At 69.7% G+C, this 17,472-nt stretch carries 14 protein-coding genes; 3 read left to right on the top strand and 11 right to left on the bottom strand.

Features of this window, described 5'->3' with window-relative positions; translation table 11 throughout:
* Positions 1–133: 133 nt before the first annotated feature.
* Both IEZ31_RS26840 and IEZ31_RS26845 read right to left on the bottom strand, forming a co-directional pair.
* A complete protein-coding gene (locus IEZ31_RS26840; protein WP_190252759.1) occupies positions 134–1,135 on the bottom strand; it encodes a TolB-like translocation protein in 1,002 nt (333 codons plus the stop codon).
* On the bottom strand, positions 1,132–4,005 hold the full coding sequence (locus IEZ31_RS26845; RefSeq protein WP_190252760.1) for an AfsR/SARP family transcriptional regulator: 2,874 nt from the start codon (positions 4,003–4,005) through the stop codon (positions 1,132–1,134). Before IEZ31_RS26845 ends, IEZ31_RS26840 begins: the two co-directional genes overlap by 4 nt.
* Before the next feature lie 140 nt (positions 4,006–4,145).
* Here IEZ31_RS26845 and IEZ31_RS26850 point away from each other — a divergent pair, with 140 nt between their 5' ends.
* Together IEZ31_RS26850 and IEZ31_RS56870 are read left to right on the top strand one after the other, a co-directional pair.
* Positions 4,146–4,403 carry a hypothetical protein gene (locus tag IEZ31_RS26850; protein ID WP_190252761.1) on the top strand — a complete coding sequence of 86 codons (258 nt, stop codon included), beginning with the start codon at positions 4,146–4,148 and terminating at the stop codon, positions 4,401–4,403.
* 19 nt (positions 4,404–4,422) lie between these two features.
* The gene (locus tag IEZ31_RS56870) at positions 4,423–5,397 is read left to right on the top strand and encodes a peptidoglycan-binding protein (protein ID WP_229835871.1); all 975 of its coding nucleotides are present in this window, start codon (positions 4,423–4,425) and stop codon (positions 5,395–5,397) included.
* Positions 5,398–5,542: 145 nt separating this feature from the next.
* Here the strand turns inward: IEZ31_RS56870 and IEZ31_RS26860 are convergent, their stop codons facing one another.
* Positions 5,543–6,268 carry a TetR/AcrR family transcriptional regulator gene (locus IEZ31_RS26860; protein ID WP_190252762.1) on the bottom strand — a complete coding sequence of 242 codons (726 nt, stop codon included), beginning with the start codon at positions 6,266–6,268 and terminating at the stop codon, positions 5,543–5,545.
* Positions 6,269–6,292: 24 nt separating this feature from the next.
* Here IEZ31_RS26860 and IEZ31_RS26865 point away from each other — a divergent pair, with 24 nt between their 5' ends.
* Positions 6,293–7,423, top strand: a complete 1,131-nt coding sequence (locus IEZ31_RS26865) for an FAD-dependent oxidoreductase (RefSeq protein ID WP_229835872.1) — start codon at positions 6,293–6,295, stop codon at positions 7,421–7,423.
* A gap of 226 nt (positions 7,424–7,649) precedes the next feature.
* Here the strand turns inward: IEZ31_RS26865 and IEZ31_RS26870 are convergent, their stop codons facing one another.
* From IEZ31_RS26870 to IEZ31_RS26905, 8 genes are all read right to left on the bottom strand, one after another.
* Entirely contained in the window at positions 7,650–9,503 is a 1,854-nt protein-coding gene (locus IEZ31_RS26870) for a DUF4118 domain-containing protein (protein ID WP_190252763.1), read from the bottom strand.
* A gap of 417 nt (positions 9,504–9,920) precedes the next feature.
* Positions 9,921–10,961, bottom strand: coding sequence for a nitrilase-related carbon-nitrogen hydrolase (locus IEZ31_RS26875; protein WP_190252764.1), 1,041 nt, complete (start codon positions 10,959–10,961; stop codon positions 9,921–9,923).
* Positions 10,958–11,995, bottom strand: a complete 1,038-nt coding sequence (locus IEZ31_RS26880) for an oligopeptide/dipeptide ABC transporter ATP-binding protein (RefSeq protein ID WP_190252765.1) — start codon at positions 11,993–11,995, stop codon at positions 10,958–10,960. Before IEZ31_RS26880 ends, IEZ31_RS26875 begins: the two co-directional genes overlap by 4 nt.
* Entirely contained in the window at positions 11,992–12,942 is a 951-nt protein-coding gene (locus IEZ31_RS26885) for an ABC transporter ATP-binding protein (protein WP_190252766.1), read from the bottom strand. The genes IEZ31_RS26880 and IEZ31_RS26885 overlap by 4 nt, the downstream gene beginning before the upstream one ends.
* A 10-nt stretch (positions 12,943–12,952) precedes the next feature.
* Positions 12,953–14,530, bottom strand: coding sequence for an ABC transporter substrate-binding protein (locus IEZ31_RS26890; protein ID WP_190252767.1), 1,578 nt, complete (start codon positions 14,528–14,530; stop codon positions 12,953–12,955).
* Between the two features lie 33 nt (positions 14,531–14,563).
* Positions 14,564–15,451 (bottom strand): ABC transporter permease, encoded by an 888-nt coding sequence (locus IEZ31_RS26895; protein WP_190252768.1) that lies wholly within the window; start codon positions 15,449–15,451, stop codon positions 14,564–14,566.
* Entirely contained in the window at positions 15,448–16,422 is a 975-nt protein-coding gene (locus tag IEZ31_RS26900; RefSeq protein WP_190252769.1) for an ABC transporter permease, read from the bottom strand. Before IEZ31_RS26900 ends, IEZ31_RS26895 begins: the two co-directional genes overlap by 4 nt.
* Positions 16,423–16,672: 250 nt before the next feature.
* Positions 16,673–17,458, bottom strand: coding sequence for a DUF1838 family protein (locus tag IEZ31_RS26905; RefSeq protein ID WP_190252770.1), 786 nt, complete (start codon positions 17,456–17,458; stop codon positions 16,673–16,675).
* Positions 17,459–17,472: the final 14 nt, after the last annotated feature.

A 17,472-nucleotide genomic window follows, 5' to 3' on the forward strand; every position in this document is an offset into this window, starting at 1 on the left:
GACGGCGCCGATGTCCGCGGTCGGCCCGCCGGGCAGATAGGCGAAGCCGGCGCGGGTGAAGAGTTCGCCGTCGCCTTCGTAGAAGACCGCGCCACCGGGCACCCAATCGGCGCTCGTGATGCTGTAGAGGCGCCTACGGGCGGTAGGTCACCAGGTTTCGGCCGGACGGGTGCTGCTGCGTCGTGTCGGGCAGGGTGGCGAGCGTGCTGCCGTCGGCGCGCAGCAGAACGAAGGTGTACCTGCCGTCGTTGGTCACGGTGCGCACCACCATGCCGCCGTCCGGCCGGAAGAACACCCTGTCGACGCTGCCGCCCGGTGCGGTCGGCGGCAGGTTGACCAGCCCGCCGGTCCGCATGTCGAGCACGAGGTGAGCCTCGGTGACCCGGCTCGGATCGCTGTTCATGTGGCCCAGCGCCACATACCGCCCGTCGTCGGACACCGCCTGCACCGAGGTCGGGCAGCCGGCCGCCTCCCGGCACTCGGGGAGCGAGGCGACCGATCGCTTGACCTCGCCGGTACCGTCCGCGGCGGTCACCGTCACGTCGGTGCTCCCGCCGATCGCGCGCCAGTGTCCGTTGGTCGACCAGGTGAGGTAGCCACCGTCCGCCCCGGGCCTGGGTCCGGCCGGGTAGGGCGTCGCCGCGCCGTTCGCCACGTCGATGACCCTCCACTGGCCGCCGACCGCCGCGATGACGTGCTGCCCGTCCGGCATCCAGACCGGTGCCGAGCCGCCGCCCCACATCACCTTCGTGGCGACCGTGTGCCTGGCGCCTCCCGCGGAGATGACCACCAGGTCGCCGGGCGCGACGCTGTCGGGGTCGGGCGACTCGACCGCGGCGAGCCGGGTCGCGTCCGGCGACGGTACGAGCACGTGCTCGTCGCTGCGGGTCGCGGTGCCGAACGTGGTCCGGCGGGCCGCACCGTCGGTGACCGTGGTCATGGTGATGGGCCGGCCGGCGGCCACGTCCAGGTAGACCAGCGTGCCCGGCACCGCGGTCGGGCTGGTCACCATCGAGGTGCCGGTCGCCGTGGTGGCCGGCTGCGCGCGGTCGCCGGTGCCCGGTGCGCAGCCGCTCACCGCGGCCACGACGAGCACCGCAGTCCCGGCGACGATGTTCCGGCGGAATTCAATCATGAGGAGGGCACCGACAGGCCCGCCAGCTTCTCCCGCAGGCCGTCGGCGTCGCTGTGGCCGAGATCGTCCAGGATCGCCAGGGCCTCGTGCCAGGCGGCGGCCGCGGCGTCGTGGCGGGCCGCGGTCCGGTATGACTCGCCGAGGTGTACGAGCACGTTGGCCTCGTTGTACCGGTCGCCCAACTCGCTGAGTACTTCCAGTGCGTTCCGGTAGCATCTTGTGGCCTGGGCGTGGTCGTCGAGCTTCTCGTTCGCGACGCCGAGGCTGTCCCAGGTCGCGGCCAGCCCGTTGCGGTCATCGACCTCCTCGTGCAGGGCAAGTGCCTCCGTGCAGACCTGTATCGCCCGGACATGGTCGCCGAGTTGGATGTAGTACCAGCCCAGCGAGTTGGTCGCCACGGCAAGGCCGGCGCGGTTCCCGTCGGCCGAGTACAGCGCTTGAGCCCGCCTGGCGTGCTCGACCGCATCGGCGAAGTGGCTCTGCAAGCAGGACAGCCGGCCGAGATTGAGGTGCGTGCGTGCCTGGTTGGAGTGCCGGCCGAGTTTCTGGTACAGCTCCAGCGATCGTTGGAACTGCAGGTGGGCGTTGTCGTACTGGCCGAGCCGACCGTGCGCGGCTCCGAGGTTGAGCAGGGCGTATGCCTGCGCCGGCAGGTCGGCGAGCCGTCCGGCGCCGGCCACCGCAGCGGTGTGGACGGTGACCTGGTCGTCCCAGTGACCGCGATAGTCGAGGAACGTGTGGACGGACCAGGGCAACTGCCAGGCGTGGACATGGAAGTCGTCGCGGAGCGCCAGCTGGATCGCGGCCATCAGGGGTCCGTGTTCGTCGGTGAACCACGCGAGTGCGTGGTCGTGGTCGGCGATCGGCTCTGGACTGACGCCGGCCTGCGGCGCGCTGATCTCGATGGGGTCGCGCACCGAGTGCAGCACCGACGCGCCGGCGTGCGCCGTGTGGAGGTAGTGGTCGAGCAGCCGATGGGTCGCCGCCCGTCGCTCGGTGTCCCACTCCTCGGTGTGGACGAGCTCGACGGCGTACACCCGGAGCAGGTCGTGGCAGGTGAATCGGCCCGGGGTGTGCTCGACGAGCAGGTGGGCGCGAGTCAGCTCACGCAGCATCGCCCGGGCCCGTCGGATCGGGACCCCGGCCAGGCTGGCCGCGGCCAGGGTCCCGGTGTCGGGGCCGGGATGCAGCGCCAGCAGGCGGAACATCATCGCCGCGTCCGCGCTGAGCAGCCGGTACGACCAGGAGAAGACCGAGCGCACGTCCGCGGTGGCGTCGCCGGCCTCGAACCCGTCCAGGCCGCCGCGGGCCTCCCTCAGCTCCTTGGCCAGCACGGCGAGCGGGAATGCCGGGTGGGTGGCCGCGCGAGCCGCGACGACACTGAGCGCGAGGGGTAGCCGGGCGCAGTCACGCACGATCTCCTCGGCCGCCTCGGCTTCAACGTCGACGCGGTAGCTGCCGAGTCGTTCGACCAGCAGCTGGCGTCCCTCCTCGGCCGACATCGGGTCCAGTCGCATCGGGCGGGCACCCTCGGTGGCCACCAGGCCGGCCAACCCGTCTCGGCTGGTCACCACCACCATGCATCGCATCGAGCCGGGCAGCAGCGGGCGGACCTGGTCGACATCGCGGGCGTTGTCGAGGATGATCAGCATGCGGCGGTCGGCCAGCAGGCTGCGGTACATCCCTATCTGCGCCTCGAGCGAGGCCGGAATCCGATGGGCCGGCACGTGGAGCGCTTCGAGAAAACCGCGCAGTGCCTGGGCCGTGCTCACCGGCGTGTCGCCCGGGCCGAAGCCGCGCAGATTGACGTACAGCTGGCCATCGGGAAACGCGGTGGCGACCCGGTGCGCCCAGTGCAACACCAGCGTCGTCTTCCCCACGCCCGGCATTCCCGTGACCACGGCGATCGTCGTGCACGTGGCCGGACGATCCCGTGCCGAGCTCCGCAGTCGATCCAGACGGGTCAGCTGCTCCACCCGGCCGGCGAATCCGCGCACGTCCGGCGGGAGCTGTGCCGGCACCTCGCCGGCCGGTGACGTTCCCGGCTCGGGCTGGTCAGCGTCGTCGCCGTCCTGACTCCGGGCCGGTGCCCCGCGCAGGATCGCCTGATGCAGTGTGCGCAGTTCGGGCCCGGGGTCGACGCCGAGTTCCGCGGACAGGTGCCGCTGGGTGATTGCGTAGCAGCTCAGTGCGTCCGCGCCGCGGCCCGCGGCATGCAGGGCCCTCATCAGCAGGGCCGACAAAGGCTCGACCGTCGGATGTTCGGCCACCAGCGGGTACAGGGCGTCGATCACCAGCTCCTGGCGCCCTAGCGACAGTTCCATCCGGGCCCACGCCAGCACGATGTCGAGGCGTTGGCGTCGCAGCCCCTCGCGTTTCCTGGCCATCCACTCGCCAGGCAGGCCGGCCAGCGGATCGCCACGCCACAGCGCGAGCGCCTCCCGCAGTGTCCTCACGCGGTCCGCGTCGCTGCGCTCCGGCCGGCGCGCCTGATCCGCCAGCGATCGAAAACGATGCAGATCGATGAGTTCCGGATCGACCCGCACGAGGTAGCCGCCGGATCGGCGCTCGAGCGCCATGGGATCGCCGGTGGTGTCGGCCAGCGTGGCCAGGATGTGCCGGATCCGGCTCACGTGCGCGTAGAGCACATCGCGCGCCTTCCCCGGGGGCTGCTGATCCCAGACCCGATCGATCAGCGTCTCCACGGTGAGCGCCGACCCGGCGTCGAGCAGCAGTGCGGCCAGCACGGCGCGGCGCTTCGGCGCGCCGATGTCCACGAGCCGGTCGCCCACCCAGACCTCGGGCGGCCCCAGCAGCCGAAAGTGTGCGCGCGGGCGCAGCACGTCATCGGCTGACGTGAATGCGTACACAAACGATGATCGTGGACCATCCGGCTAGGATTCCGCAAGCTTTTCGCCAGATGCCCACCCGACCCTGAAGGCGCCCGAGGAACGCACTGCGACCGACGCAGGGGCAGAAGCCTCGTGAGCACAACAGTGGGAGGTGCTGAGTGAAGCGACGCAATCTGCTGACCGCCGTGGCGGCGGGCAGCATAGGCGCCATGCTCCTGGTGAGCGAGGCCCAGGCCGACCCCGGATTCGAGCAGCCGGCATTGGCCGGCGCGGCCGGGCTCACCGAGACGACGGTCGAGCCCGCGGGCGGCGCCGGCCTGTTCGACGTCGACCCCGACCAGGGGAACATCTCACAGAGCCCGACCGTCGTCGTAACCGGTGACGTGACGGTCCTGCCCGAAGACTGGGGGTTCTGACATGGGTACCGTCGCTGGCATGCTGACGGAGGCGCGCAAGCTGCTGGGTCTTGCCGAGAGCCCGCCGGGATCGAACCACAACTATGTCACCGCCTGGTATGGCTTTGACGGACCCTGGTGCGACATGAGCGTCAGCTACATCGCCGCGCAGTCGGGCAACCTCTCCGCCGTGATGGGCAAGTTCGCCTATACCGTCGCGCACGCACAGGCGTTCGCCAACGCGGGGCGGTGGCACTACGGGCTCGGCGGGATCCGCCCCGGCGACATCGTGTTCTTCGACTGGGGCGGCTCGGGCTCCATTGCCAACATCGATCACGTCGGGATCGTCGAGGCGGTGCGCAGCAACGGCACCATCGTCACCCTGGAGGGGAACACGTCCGACATGTTCCTGCGCAGGGTGCGCAGCAACTGCATCGTCGGTTACGGACGGCCGGCGTACGGTGACGCGAGCCCCATGCCCGCCACCGACGGCATGCTGCGCCTGGGCTCGACCGGCAACGCGGTCAAGAAACTGCAGGGCAACCTGAACACCGTCATGAAGTCGGGCCTCACGGTGGACGGGCAGTTCGGTCCCCTCACCGACGCGGCGGTCCGGGCGTTCCAGTCGAAGTACCGGCTGGAGGTCGACGGCATCTACGGCCCGAAGTCGGCGGCCATGATGAAGGCGGCCCTCGCCGGCAAGGCCACGCCGGTGAAGCCGACGCCGAAGCCGCCGACCGGCGCGCTCGTCGTCGACGGGATCTTCGGCCCCTCCACCTGCGCGGCGCTCCAGCGGGCCCTCAACAAGCACGGCGCGTCGCTGGTCGTCGACGGCTCGATGGGGCCGCTGACCAACCGCGCCCTCCAGAAGTACCTCGGCGTGGCCCAGGACGGCATCGTCGGGTCGATCACGGTCAAGGCGCTGCAGAAGAAGGTGGGCGCCACCCAGGACGGCATCTGGGGGCCGGACACCACCCGCAAGCTGCAGACCAAGCTCAACGCGAACACGTTCTGACCCGGGCGGGCGTCCACCGCCAGGCCATCGACGTCCTGGCGTCGTCCCGATCCCCTCAACCGGGTAGCGCTCGGCGCGGCGGCCCCTGGGCCGCCGCGCCACGGGCGGCGCCGCCGCCGGTCGATTGGTGAACCGGCGCAGTGGGTCATGGGTGGGGATGGCTGGTGATGCCGTCCAAGATGGTGGCCAGGTTGTGGTTGAAGGTCTCCTCGGCGTTCAGGTGGGCGCCGTCGATGACGAGCCGGGCGACGGTGGGATAGCGGCCCGTCTCGAGCATGCGTGTGAGGTAGGGGCCGAGGCTGGCCTGCCAGGCGGTCAACTCGGTGCCGGTGGAACGGGCGGTGCGCCGCTCGGTGACCTCTCGGCGGAGCGCTCCGATGATGAAGGCGTTGAGGGCGCCCAAGGCCCGCTGAAGGTCGTCGATGCCGCGCACGCCAGGGGCCTGACTGAGCGCCGCCGCGGTCGATTCGCCCACGGCGAGCGCATGCGGTCCCAGGTGTGGCCGTCCGCCGAGCAGGTCGGAGAACCACTCGTGCGCAAGAGCGGCGTCACGGGTCCGGCGAACGACGGCCAGGACCGTGGCGCGCCACTCGGAGTGCTGGCCGGCCTCGGCGATCTGGGCATAGACGGCGTCGACCATCAGATCGAGTAGTTCGGATCTGTTGATCACGTAGTCGTAGAGCCGCATCGGACCGACACCGAGCTCTTTGGCGATCTTGCGAACCGACAGTCCGTCGAGGCCGTGCTCGTCGGCGAGCCGGATCGCCGTGGCGGCGATCTTCGCGCGGCTCAACGGCACCGGCGCCGCCCGCGGCTGAGGCTCGGGCCGTTCCCAAACGGGCACCGATTCGCTACCGTGCGGTGTATCCATGCGATACAGTGTACGGTAACGGAGATGAAGATGCGAATCGCGATCGCCGGTGGCGGCCTCGGCGGCCTGACGCTGGCACGAGTCCTGCACCGGCACGGCATCGAGGCGGTGGTGTACGAACGCGAGGCGAGCCGATCCGCGCGATCGCAGGGCGGCTCACTCGACCTGCACCCGGAGTCCGGGCAACAGGCCCTGGCCGAGGCGGGTCTCGCCGGCCGGTTCCGGTCCGAGGCGCGGCCCGAGGGCGAAGAACATCGCATCCTCGACCCGGCCGGACACACCCTCGTGCACCACCAGCCACAACCGGGCTCGTTCTCCGGACGTCCCGAGATCGACCGGAGCGCACTGCGCGATCTCCTGCTCGACTCGCTCCCCGGCGACGCGGTCGCGTGGCAGCACCGGCTCGTCGCGGCGACGCCACGACCTCACGGGGGCTTCGAGCTGACGTTCCACGGTGGCCACGGCACCGACTGCGACATCCTCATCGGCGCGGACGGCGCCCGCTCGGTCGTCCGGTCGCTGCTGACCGACGCGAGACTGTCCTACGTGGCCACCCTGGTGGAGCTGAACATCAGCGACGCCGACCGGCGCCACCCGGATCTCGCCGAGCTGGTCGGCCCCGGAAACCTGTGGTGCATCGGCGTGAACCAGATCCTTGCAGCGCAACGCCTCGGCGACGGCAGCATACGAGTCGGGATCTCATTGCGCGCGGAGAATCACGACATCGACACGTACCGCAGTAAGCGTGCCCTGCTCGACATGTTCGACGGCTGGGACGCAGGCCTCACCGCACTCATCGAAGCCGGCGACGGCGCGCCGACGCCCCGCCGGATCGAAGCGATGCCCATCGGCACCCGCTGGGCCAGCCAGCCGGGAATCACCCTCATCGGCGACGCCGCGCACCTCATGGCGCCGGTCGGCGAGGGCGCCAATCAGGCCATGCTCGACGCCGCCGAACTCGCCGGCGAGCTCGCCGCCAACCCCGCCGACCCGGACTCGGCGATCCGGACGTACGAAGAGGCAATGTTCGCCAGGACTCACCCGATCGCCGAGATGTCCGCACGAGTCCAGGCGATGATGCTGTCCCCGACCGCAGCGGACGACATCACCCGCTTCTTCACGGCACGGCCCACCGAGCCGGCACCCGCAGATTGAGCACGCCGTGGTGCGGGCCGGACCACGTACGGTCGTGCGTATGAGTGACCACGAGGTCCTGCAGGATGCTCCGCGTCGCAAGGTGGTGCGCATCGCCGACACCGTGCGTCGCCCCTTGCACCGTGGTCCGCGACCATTCACGAGCTGTTGCAGCATCTCCAGGACGTCGGTTTCCCGTACGCGCCGCGGCTCCTCGGCATCGACGCGGACAGTGACCGGCGATCCGTCATGCGCGCCCGACCGGCTCGTCGTCGATTTCGGTCGGCAGCGTGACGAGCAGCGACGTTCCGTGGCCGGCCGGACTTGTCAGCCGTAGTTGTCCGCCGAGGGCCTCGACTCGGTCGTTGAGGCCGACGAGCCCCGAGCCGCGGGTCGGGTCGGCGCCCCCGACACCGTTGTCGCGGATCGACAGCACGAGCTTCTCTTGCGCCGTCCCGTCGTCGACGGCACTGTCGACGTTGATGTCGATCGCGGATGCGTGTGCGTGTTTGGCGGCGTTCGTGAGCGCTTCCGACACGACGTAGTAGGCGGCGACCTCGACGCTACTGGGTAGCGGGCGCTTGGGGCCGGTATGCAGCGTGACCGCGATGGGACTGCGGCGGGCGAGCGCCTTGAGCGCGGACGTGAGGCCGCCCTGGGAGAGCACGGCCGGGTGGAGACCCCGGGAGATCTCCTGCACGTCCTTGAAGGCAGTCGCCAGACTCTCGCTCGTGCGTCCCAGCTGTGCCTTGAGCTCACCGGACTCGTTCGGCACCAGTTCCTCCGCGGCACGCAGTTCGAGGCCGACCGAGACGAGGCGTTGCTGGACGCCGTCGTGCAGATCGCGTTCGAACCTGCGGCGTGCCGCGTCGGCAGCCAGGACGATCCGGGCCCGCGACGCCTTGAGCTCGGTCCGGCTCTCGGTGTTCGCGACAGCGGTGGCGACGAGCTCGGCGAACTCGGCGAGCCGCGCCTCGGTGCCGGGTGGTGGCGCGCGCCGGGACCACAGCACCACCAGTGCGCCCCAGGCCTGGCCCTCGACCACGATCGGCGCGCAGACCGACGAGCTGAAGCCTTCGCGGCGGGCCAGATCTGCGAGCGTGCCGTCGCGGTCGTCGTAGCTGTCCGCCCGTGCCGGGCGGGAGGTACGCAGCACCTGCTCGACGACGCCACCGTCGACGGGCAGCCGTTGCCCGAGCAGCGGCTGGAGGCCGGGTGTGCCGTGTTCCGCGATGACGGTGACCGTGCCCGGAGCCTCGGACCGCAACAGCCTTGTGGCGTCCGCTTCCAGCAGCGCGGCTGTCTCCGCGGCGACCGTGGCCACGACGTCGCCCGGCGGCGCGCCGTGAGCGACGAGCACCGCCAACCGCCGCAGGCTCGCCTGCTCCGTTGCGAGCTCACGCAGGGAGCTGCTCATGTCCTCGCGCTCGCTCGCGGCCGCGAGCAGGGTCGCCAGCGGAGGCGTCACCCGGTCGCGGAGGCGTCGCAGGGTCAGCTCCGGCAGGCCCGCGGGGACGAGCAGGGTGCCGGTCCGCGAGCCGTATCGCAGCGGGAACGCGATCTGCCGTTCGTCGCCTGGAACGCTGTCGAGCTCGATCGTCGCGAACGGCAGGTGCAGCGCTCGCGCCAAGCGGTGGGAAACCTCGGGAAGTACCGAGCGCGGATCGCCCGCGGACAGCATGAGCCGGCTCAGGTCGGCGAGGAGGTCGGCCTCCCGGCGGCGTTCGACCGACTCGACGGCCCGGGCGCGGGCCAACTGGGCCATCGCGCTGGCCAGCACCGCCACCGCGAGGAACACCGCGAGTTCCACCCATTCCCGTGAGTGCGTGATGTCGAGGCGCCGGACGGGCGGGACGTAGAAGATGTTGTACGTGGCGACGCTGGCCACCGCGACCGCCACGGCCAGCCACATGCCCCACACCACGGAGATGGCCAGTACGCCGAGAAGGAACATCATCGCCAGGGCGCCGCGCGACGCGACGAATCCGAGCGAATAGACCAGCAGCGTCTCGACCGCCACGAGCAGCGCGCCCACGATGATCCCCAGCGCGAGCGGCGGCGGCTTCGGCCGCACGAGCCAGGCGACCAGGTGTGCCGGCATCACTCATCCTCCTCCGCATCACGACATGCCGCAGGTGTCGGCGTGCCGGCGAGCGGTTCGCGGCACGGTCCGAGCGGCGTAGGGCCGTTGCCGCACCGCCAACCACGCTCAGGCTTCGCCGCACGACGAGCCCTTGCGCCTGTCGATCATTGATCATGACCGGATGAGACACCGGGTGAACCCGATCAGCGCAGGCACAGCGGAGCCAACTCATACGCACCACAATCCGCCAGGCGACATCCGAGCAGACCGGGTTGGCCTACCCGGTCTCCGGTCGCCTTAGGCGAGCGCTGCCAGGGACCGGGGCGGTGAATTCCTGGCGGATCAGGTCCGGTCGGTGCCGGCGCTCGCCGACGCCGCATCGATGAGCGCGAGATGGCTGAACGCTTGTCGGCCGGTCGAACACCACCCGGCTCATCACCCGGCCGTACGTGGTGCTGCCGCCCACCGAGACTTGTCGGCCAGGTAGGCGGCTGCATCGGCAAGGCTGTCGGGCTGATAGCTGGAGAAGAGGTTCGGCTCGTAGCGGCCGACGTACCTGTCGAAGACCGGCCGTGCGAGCTCGAGGTGGATGTTGGGCTGACGATGCCGGGCCCGGAACCGCCGGATGGGGATCCGCGCCGTCAGCAGCGTCTCGAACTTGTCCGCCGGACCGGCGAGCGCCTCGCCGTCAGGGCCGTAGATCGCCGATCCGCCCGCCCCGGTGTCTTGGAAGAACGGTCCCTCGGGCAACAGGAGCGAGTTGTTGGCGACCGCGCAGTAGATTCCGTTGTGCAAGGCGGTAGACCGGACGTCCACCTCGTAGAAGCTGCCGGTCACGGTGCGCAACACGAGTTCCGCGCCCTTCATCGCCAGCGCCCGGTACAGCTCGGGTTCCAGCTGGGTGGACGACATCGAGATGTTTCCCAGCGGCGTCCGTGCCACGGGGAGCACAGCATCCGCACCGTACCGCTCGATGTACTCGTCGAGGACGTCATGGACCGTCGTCGTGAAGAGCTCGAACCCCGGGAAGACTCCCTTCACGTTGCGAGCCTTCCAGTGCTTGGCGAGGATCTGACCGTCGGGACCGATGAGCGTCGTGACGCTCAGGAGGTGGCCGGGCCAATCGGGATCCTTCACGTACGCCCCGAACGAGATGTAGCACCCGTACTGGCGCGCCTTGGCGGAGATCTGCTCGGTCTCCGGACCGGGCACCTCGATCGCTCGTCGTTCGGCCTCGGACCTCGTCCAGGAGTCCCAGCCGCTGATGGGGAACTCGTGGAACATGAGGAAGTCCGGGCCGTGGCCGTAGTGGAACGCGTTGTCGATCAGATGCAGCATGTGCGCGAGGTTGGCCTTCTGCTCGGCGTCGTTCGCCGAGGGGTGCACGCGCGACTGGACGACGCCGAGCGTCCACTCGTCCTTCGCCAGTTCGACGGTCGAGTATCCACCGTTGCCGGCGATGTCGATGTCATTCACGCCTTGGTCTCCGTTCGACTCGCGAGAGTGGACAGGGCGCCGGCCGCCGGACTCGGCAGGTCGGCGAGCCGGAAGCAGGCCACGGCCGCGTCGCCGTTCCCGACCAGCGCCGGAACCGCTGCACGGCAGGCTTGCTCGGCAAAGGGGCACCGGGTGTGGAATCTGCACCCCGCCGGCACGTCGATGGCGGACGGAACCTCGCCCCGTATCGAGACGACCGGAAGCTTGCCCAGGTCGTTCACGGACGGCACCGCCGCCAGCAGCGCGCGGGTGTACGGATGGCCCGGGCGCCCGAAGACGTCCACGACCGGGCCGACCTCGACGAGCTTGCCGAGGTACATGACCGCGACGCGGTCCGCCAGGTGCAGGACGATGTCGAGCTCGTGGGTGATCAGCACGTAGGTGAGCCCGAGGTCGCGCTGCAGGTCCGCGAGCAGGTTGACGAGGATCGCCTTGACGCTGACGTCGAGACTGGCCGTGGGCTCGTCCAGGACCAGGACATCGGGACCGACCGCCAACGCGCGCGCGATGGTCACCCGCTGCAGCTCTCCGCCGCTGAGCTCGTAGGCCCGCCGATCCAGATACTCGGGTGCGAGGCCGACGCGCTCGATCAGCTCACGAACCCGCCCCTCCCGCTGCCGGCGGGACGGAAACAACCGGTGCACGACCAGCGGCTGCGAGACGATGTGCCGGACGGTCTTGCGCTGGTTCAGCGCCGACCACGGGCTCTGCGACACCAGTTGCACTCGGCGACGCTCGTGCCGCGCCCTCGACGTCACCGGCGGGAGGCGCCGCCCTCCGATGAGGATCTCTCCGGACGTCGGCGTTGTCAGGCCGACCATCGTCTTGGCGACGGTGGACTTCCCGCATCCCGACTCTCCGACGATCGCCAGCGTCTCGCCGGCGGGTACGTCGACATCTATCCCGTCCACGGCGTGCACGACCTGCCTCGAACGCCGCGAACCTCCGACCGGGAAGTGCTTGACGAGGCCGGCGATGCGGACCATGGGGTCCAGCTGGGGATCGGCGGTCATGAGGTGGCTCCCGCGTGGTGGCAGCGCACCGTCGAGCCGGCCACCGGACGGGGCGGTGGAGCCTCGGCGGCGCACAGGTCAGTGGCGACGTCGCATCGGGGCGCGAAGGGACACCCGGGCAGGCGCTGCGAGCCGCTGACGGTGCCGGGGATCGCGCGCAGGCGTTCCCCCCGCGCGCGCCGGGACGGCATGGCGTCGAGCAGCGCGCGCGTGTACGGGTGCTGGGGGTTCGTGAACAGATCGCGGGTCTCGGCGGCCTCGACCAGCTGCCCGCCGTACATGACACCGACCCGGTCGCACACCTGGGACAGCACCGCGAGGTCGTGGCTGACGAAGATCACCGAGTTGCCGAGCCGGTTCCTGAGGTCGAGCAGCAGGCGCAGGATCTGCGCCTGGACCGTCACGTCCAGGGTGGTGGTCGGCTCGTCGGCCAGCACGAGGTCCGGCTCATGGGCGAGAACGGCGACGGCCATGAGCATGCGCTGGAGCTGGCCACCGGAGAACTGGAACGGGTAGTCGCCCAGCCGGTCGTACAAGCCTCCGAGCCCGACGTCCGTGAGCAGCCGCTGGGCGCGCACGTCGTCGATCACACCGCCGCTGAGCAGCGCGAGTTGCTTGCGCACCGTCGTCACCGGGGACAGCGAGGTCATCGGGCGTTGCGGGATGAGACCGATGCGGCGGCCCCGCAGCCGCCGCATCGGGGCGTCGCCCAGGGAGAGCAGGTCTGTTCCGTCGAAATCGACGCGCCCCGCCGCGACCCGGGCGCTCCGCGGCAGCATGCGCATCAGGGCCGTGAGGACCGTGCTCTTGCCCGATCCCGACTCACCCACCAGTCCCAGGATCTCGCCTTTCCGCAGCGTGAGCGAGACGCCGCGCGCGGCGGGAAGCAACCCGCCGCGCGTACGGTAGGTGACGTTCAGTCCTTCGACTCGGAGCAGCTCAGACACCGAGGGAACCTCAAGCCTGCATTCGCAGCGGCGCCGCCTTGAGCCGCCCGACGGACATCAGGTCCTCGTTGATCGGGGTCACATCCGTACGCTGCGCCACGATGAACTTGGGGTAGACCGGCGGGATCCCGATCGCGTCGTCCGCGAGCAGGGCGTCGATCTGCTTGCACTTCGCCGTCCGCTCCGCCTCGTCCTGTGTCTCCCATGCCTCGCCCATCAGCCGGTCGACGTCGGGGTTCGCGTAGCCGAAGTTCAGCGGGTGGGCCGAGTGCTTCGGCGCGATGACCGTGAAACAGGTGTGGCCGCTGCCGAACCCGCTCTCGTACAGGGTCATCGCCAACTGGTACTTGCCGGCTCCCCAGTTCGTCACCCACGCGCTGGTGTCCAGCGTCTCGAGGGTGGCCTTGATGCCCGCCTTCTTCCAGCCCTCCACGAGCACCTGTCCGACGTTCTTCATCGTGTTGGAGGTGTTCGAGATCATCAGGGAGAACTCGATGGTGTCGACGCCCGCCTCGGCCATGAGCCGCTTCGCCGCCGCGACGTCGGGCTCCTCGCCGTAGTTCGCCGAGTCGGGGTTGTGCCCCTCCTCCGAGGGGCTGATCGGGCCGCGCGCGATCTGCGCCGTGCCCGCGTAGACCACGTCGCGGACACCCTTGCGATCCATCGCGTAGGCGATCGCCTTCCGCAGCCGCGGGTCGTTGAACGGCGGCTTGTTCGCGACGAAGTACGTCATGATGTCGGTGGGCGCCGCCACGGAGTGCAGCTGGATGTTGGCGTCCGCCCGCAGGGTCGTGGCGCTCTCCGGCGGCACGTCAGTCATCACATGGATCCTGCCTTCACGGAGGTTCACGAGCCTGGTGGCCGGCTCGGGGACGGCCGTGAACCGGACCCCGTCGAGCCAGGAGTGGGTGCCGTGGTAGGACGCGTTCGCGACCAGGTCGACGCTGCGCTCCTGCACGACCTTGTCGATCTTGAACGGTCCGGTGCCCACCGTGGTGTCGTTCTTCGCCACGAAATCCTTGTGCACGATCGGCAGGCTGTTGAGGTGCGACCGCATGACGCCGTACGGCTTGCTCAGTGAGATCTGCACCGTCGACGGGTCCAGCGCCTTGGCGTCCGTCACGTACGTGCCGAAGTAGCTGGTCCAGTCGCTGTACGACTTGGGATTCGAGACGAACTTCAGGACCGCGGCGACGTGCTCCGCCGTGAGGGCGTCTCCGTTGGAGAACGTGACGCCGCTCTTCAGCTTGATCGTCCAGGTCAGCCTGTCGGACGAGACCGTGGGCTCACCGTCGGCCAGGAGTGGGACCGACTTGCCTGCTTCGTCGTAGGTGTACAGCGACTCCACGATCGGGTCGGTGACCCACTGGATGCGTGAGTTCGTCGACGCGAGCGGGTTGACGTAGGGCGAGATCGACGTCACCCCGAAGATCAGAGTGCCGCCCTGCTGTGGCGTGCGCTCCCGCGCCGGCGTCGGTTCGGCGTCGCAACCGGCCAGGGTAGGGGCGAGTGCGACTCCGCTCGTGATGATGCCGAGCGAAGCCAGGAAGCGTCTCCGGCTCAGGATGGCCTGGTCGATTTCCGTCATTGCGAACTCCTGTATGGATGAGAGCGCTGATGGTCAGCGGCGCCCGAGAGCGCGTGAGATCGAGTCGCCGACGAGATTGAGGCCCAGCGTCGCGACGAGAAGCGCGACGCCCGGGATCACCGGGTACCACCAGGCGCCGTAGAGCATGTAGCTCGTTCCCTCGCCGATGATCGAGCCGAGGCTCGCGGCCGGTGGTTGGATCCCCATCCCGAGGAAGGACAGCGCGGCTTCGGCGAAGATCGCGATGCCGATCCAGAGGAATCCCTGGACGAGGACCGGGGGAAGCACGTTCGGCAGCAGTTCGACGAAGACGATGCGCCACCGGGGTACGCCGACGACGCGCAGCCCGTCGACGTAGTCCTGCTGCGCCTCGACCAGCGTCGCGGATCGGGCGACCCGGGCGAAGTACGGCAGGAACGAGATCGCCAGCAAGAAGACGACCTTGGTCGCGGGTGACAGCGTCAGCGGCCCGACATCCGACGCACCGGTGCCGAGCAGCCCCATCACGAAGAGCGCGAAGACGAAGAACGGCAGCGCCTGCAGGGCGTCCATGACCCGCATCACGGCCTCGTCGATCCAGCTCGCGCCGTGCAGCCCGGCGAAGATGCCGGCCGGCACGGCGAGGAGCAGCCCGATGCCGACGCTGGAGAGGCCCACCCAGATGGAGAGCGCGGCGCCGGACGCGACCCGGGTGAACAGGTCGCGGCCCAGGTGGTCCGTGCCGAGCGGGTGGGCGCCCGAGGGAGGCTCCAGCGGCAGGCCGCTGCGCGCCGCCGGATCCCCGGTGACGAGGGGTCCCACGAGCGCCACCGCCAGGAAGAGCAGCACCAGACCCGCCCCGATCCAGGCCAGCGGCCCTTCGATGACGGGAGTGCGGGTCCTCCACCAGGCCCGCACCCGGCGCGGCATCACGACGTTCACCGCGATCCCCTCCCCATGGACGCGTACTGCACCCGGATCCGGGGGTTGATGGCGTAGTAGAGGAGGTCGACCACGAGGTTGGACACCAGGAACACGAGCGCAGTGAAGAGCGTGCAGGCGATCGCGACCGGGTAGTCGTGGGACGCGAACGACTTGACGATCAGCTGCCCGAGTCCCGGCACGTTGAAGACGTTCTCGATGAGCACCGTGCCGCTGATGAACAGCCCGAGCATCAGGCCGACCACGGTCACGGTGGGAATGACGGAGTTCCGCAGGGCGACCCGGCTGAGCAGGTGACGATCGCTGAGTCCCATGGCGCGGCCGAACGTGACGTGGTCGGAGTCGAGCTGCTCGATCAGCGAGGCGCGGAGGGTTCGGGCGACGATCGCCGCGGACCCCATGCCGAGCGTGAACGCCGGCAGGACCAGCGACCTGAGGTTGCCGAGCGGGTCCTCGCCGAACGACACCCAGCCGGAGCTCGGCAGGATGCCGCGCACGTACAGGCCGAACACCACGACGCACACCGTGCCGAGCCAGAAGCTCGGGATCGACAGGCCCGTCACCGTCACGACCCGGACCGCGCCGTCGACCAGGCCGCCCCGGCGGGCCGCGGCGATGAAGCCGGAGGCCAGCCCGATGATCGTCCAGGTCAGGAAGGACGCGAGGCCCAGCTCCAGGGTCACCGGCACGTGCTGCCACAGAAGCTCGGAGACGGGCCGCTGCGTGGTGAGGGAGACGCCGAGGTCGAGCGTGAGCGCGTTCCCGACGAAGTGCAGGTACTGCGACCACAGCGGCTCGTCGAGCCCGAGCTGGCTCAGCACCGCGGCGCGCTTCTCCGGCGTCGGGTTCACGCCCAGGTAGGCGAGTTCGGGACCGCCCGGGGTGGCCTGCAGCATCAGGAAAGCCAGGCTCAGGACGAGCACCAGGACGACGAGTATTCCCGAGACGCGCTGGATCATGAATCTACGCATATGGAGCACATCCTCGTCCCGGCACTGCGCGGAGTGTTCCATCTGGCGAAATGGCGTTCCGCATGCCGTCGATGATAGGCAGGCCCCATCCAGGGATGGAAGAGGCTTCATGTATCTGATCTTTCGGGGCCGCGCGCCCGATCCACCACCCGCTCGGCAACTTCGTCCTCATTGGACAGACCACCGGCCGGGCCGGCGTGGCCACCGCTGCGAACGACTCGAGCTCCTGCTCGACGTGTCGAAACAGGCCTTAGCCGTGCCGAAGGTGCTTGAAGTACGTCCAGCTGGTCTCGTTCGGCTCCTCCCAGCCCTCCGGCGCGCGGAGGTACCGGGGACCGTTGGCCTCCAGGAACTCCCGGAAGTCGGCGGGGAGCCCGGCCGCACCCTCCGGCAGCTTCACTCCGTGACAGTGGTAGAGCAGACCGCCGCCCTCGGCGCCCATCTCCATCCAGGGCAGCCACTGCGACAGGCGCGTCCACGAGACGACGCACGAGCTGGAGCTGCGGGACGCATCTTCGAGCTCGGCCCGGGGACTGATGAACTGCAGCAGTTCGGCGGCGCGGTACGTGTCGTCGCCCGAGTTCTTCGGGTAGTCCGCGACGGGCAGCGGGGACGGGTAGTCGATGAGCGCGTCGAAGGCGAAGGCCACGTTGTCCTCGGTCTCGTACACCTTCGCGCCGAACCGTACCGGGGGCCGGTCGAAGTCGTAGGTGCTGTTGACCGGATCGTTCCAGAGATGGATCACGTCGAGCTCGGCCCCGGTGAAGGGGTTCGTCCACCGCCGCAGGATCTCGCCCGACTCCGGGCTCCGGTAGACGCCCGCCTCCCGGGAGAGCATCCGATAGCCGTTCGCCCACTGCTCAACCCGAGCGACGTTCACGCCGTCGAACGAGAAGAGGCGCCGCGCTCCTTCCGGCCTGCCGTAGCTGTAGATGGTGCCGGTGAACCACACGGTCGCGTCCACCGGGTCCAGCGACGCGCGGGTCTTGAGAAATCCCTTGAAGTACCCACGGGTGTCGCTCGGATCAACAGACATCACGGGGTTTCCTT

It is taken from the genome of Dactylosporangium sucinum, assembly GCF_014647515.1.
Lineage (GTDB): Bacteria > Actinomycetota > Actinomycetes > Mycobacteriales > Micromonosporaceae > Dactylosporangium > Dactylosporangium sucinum.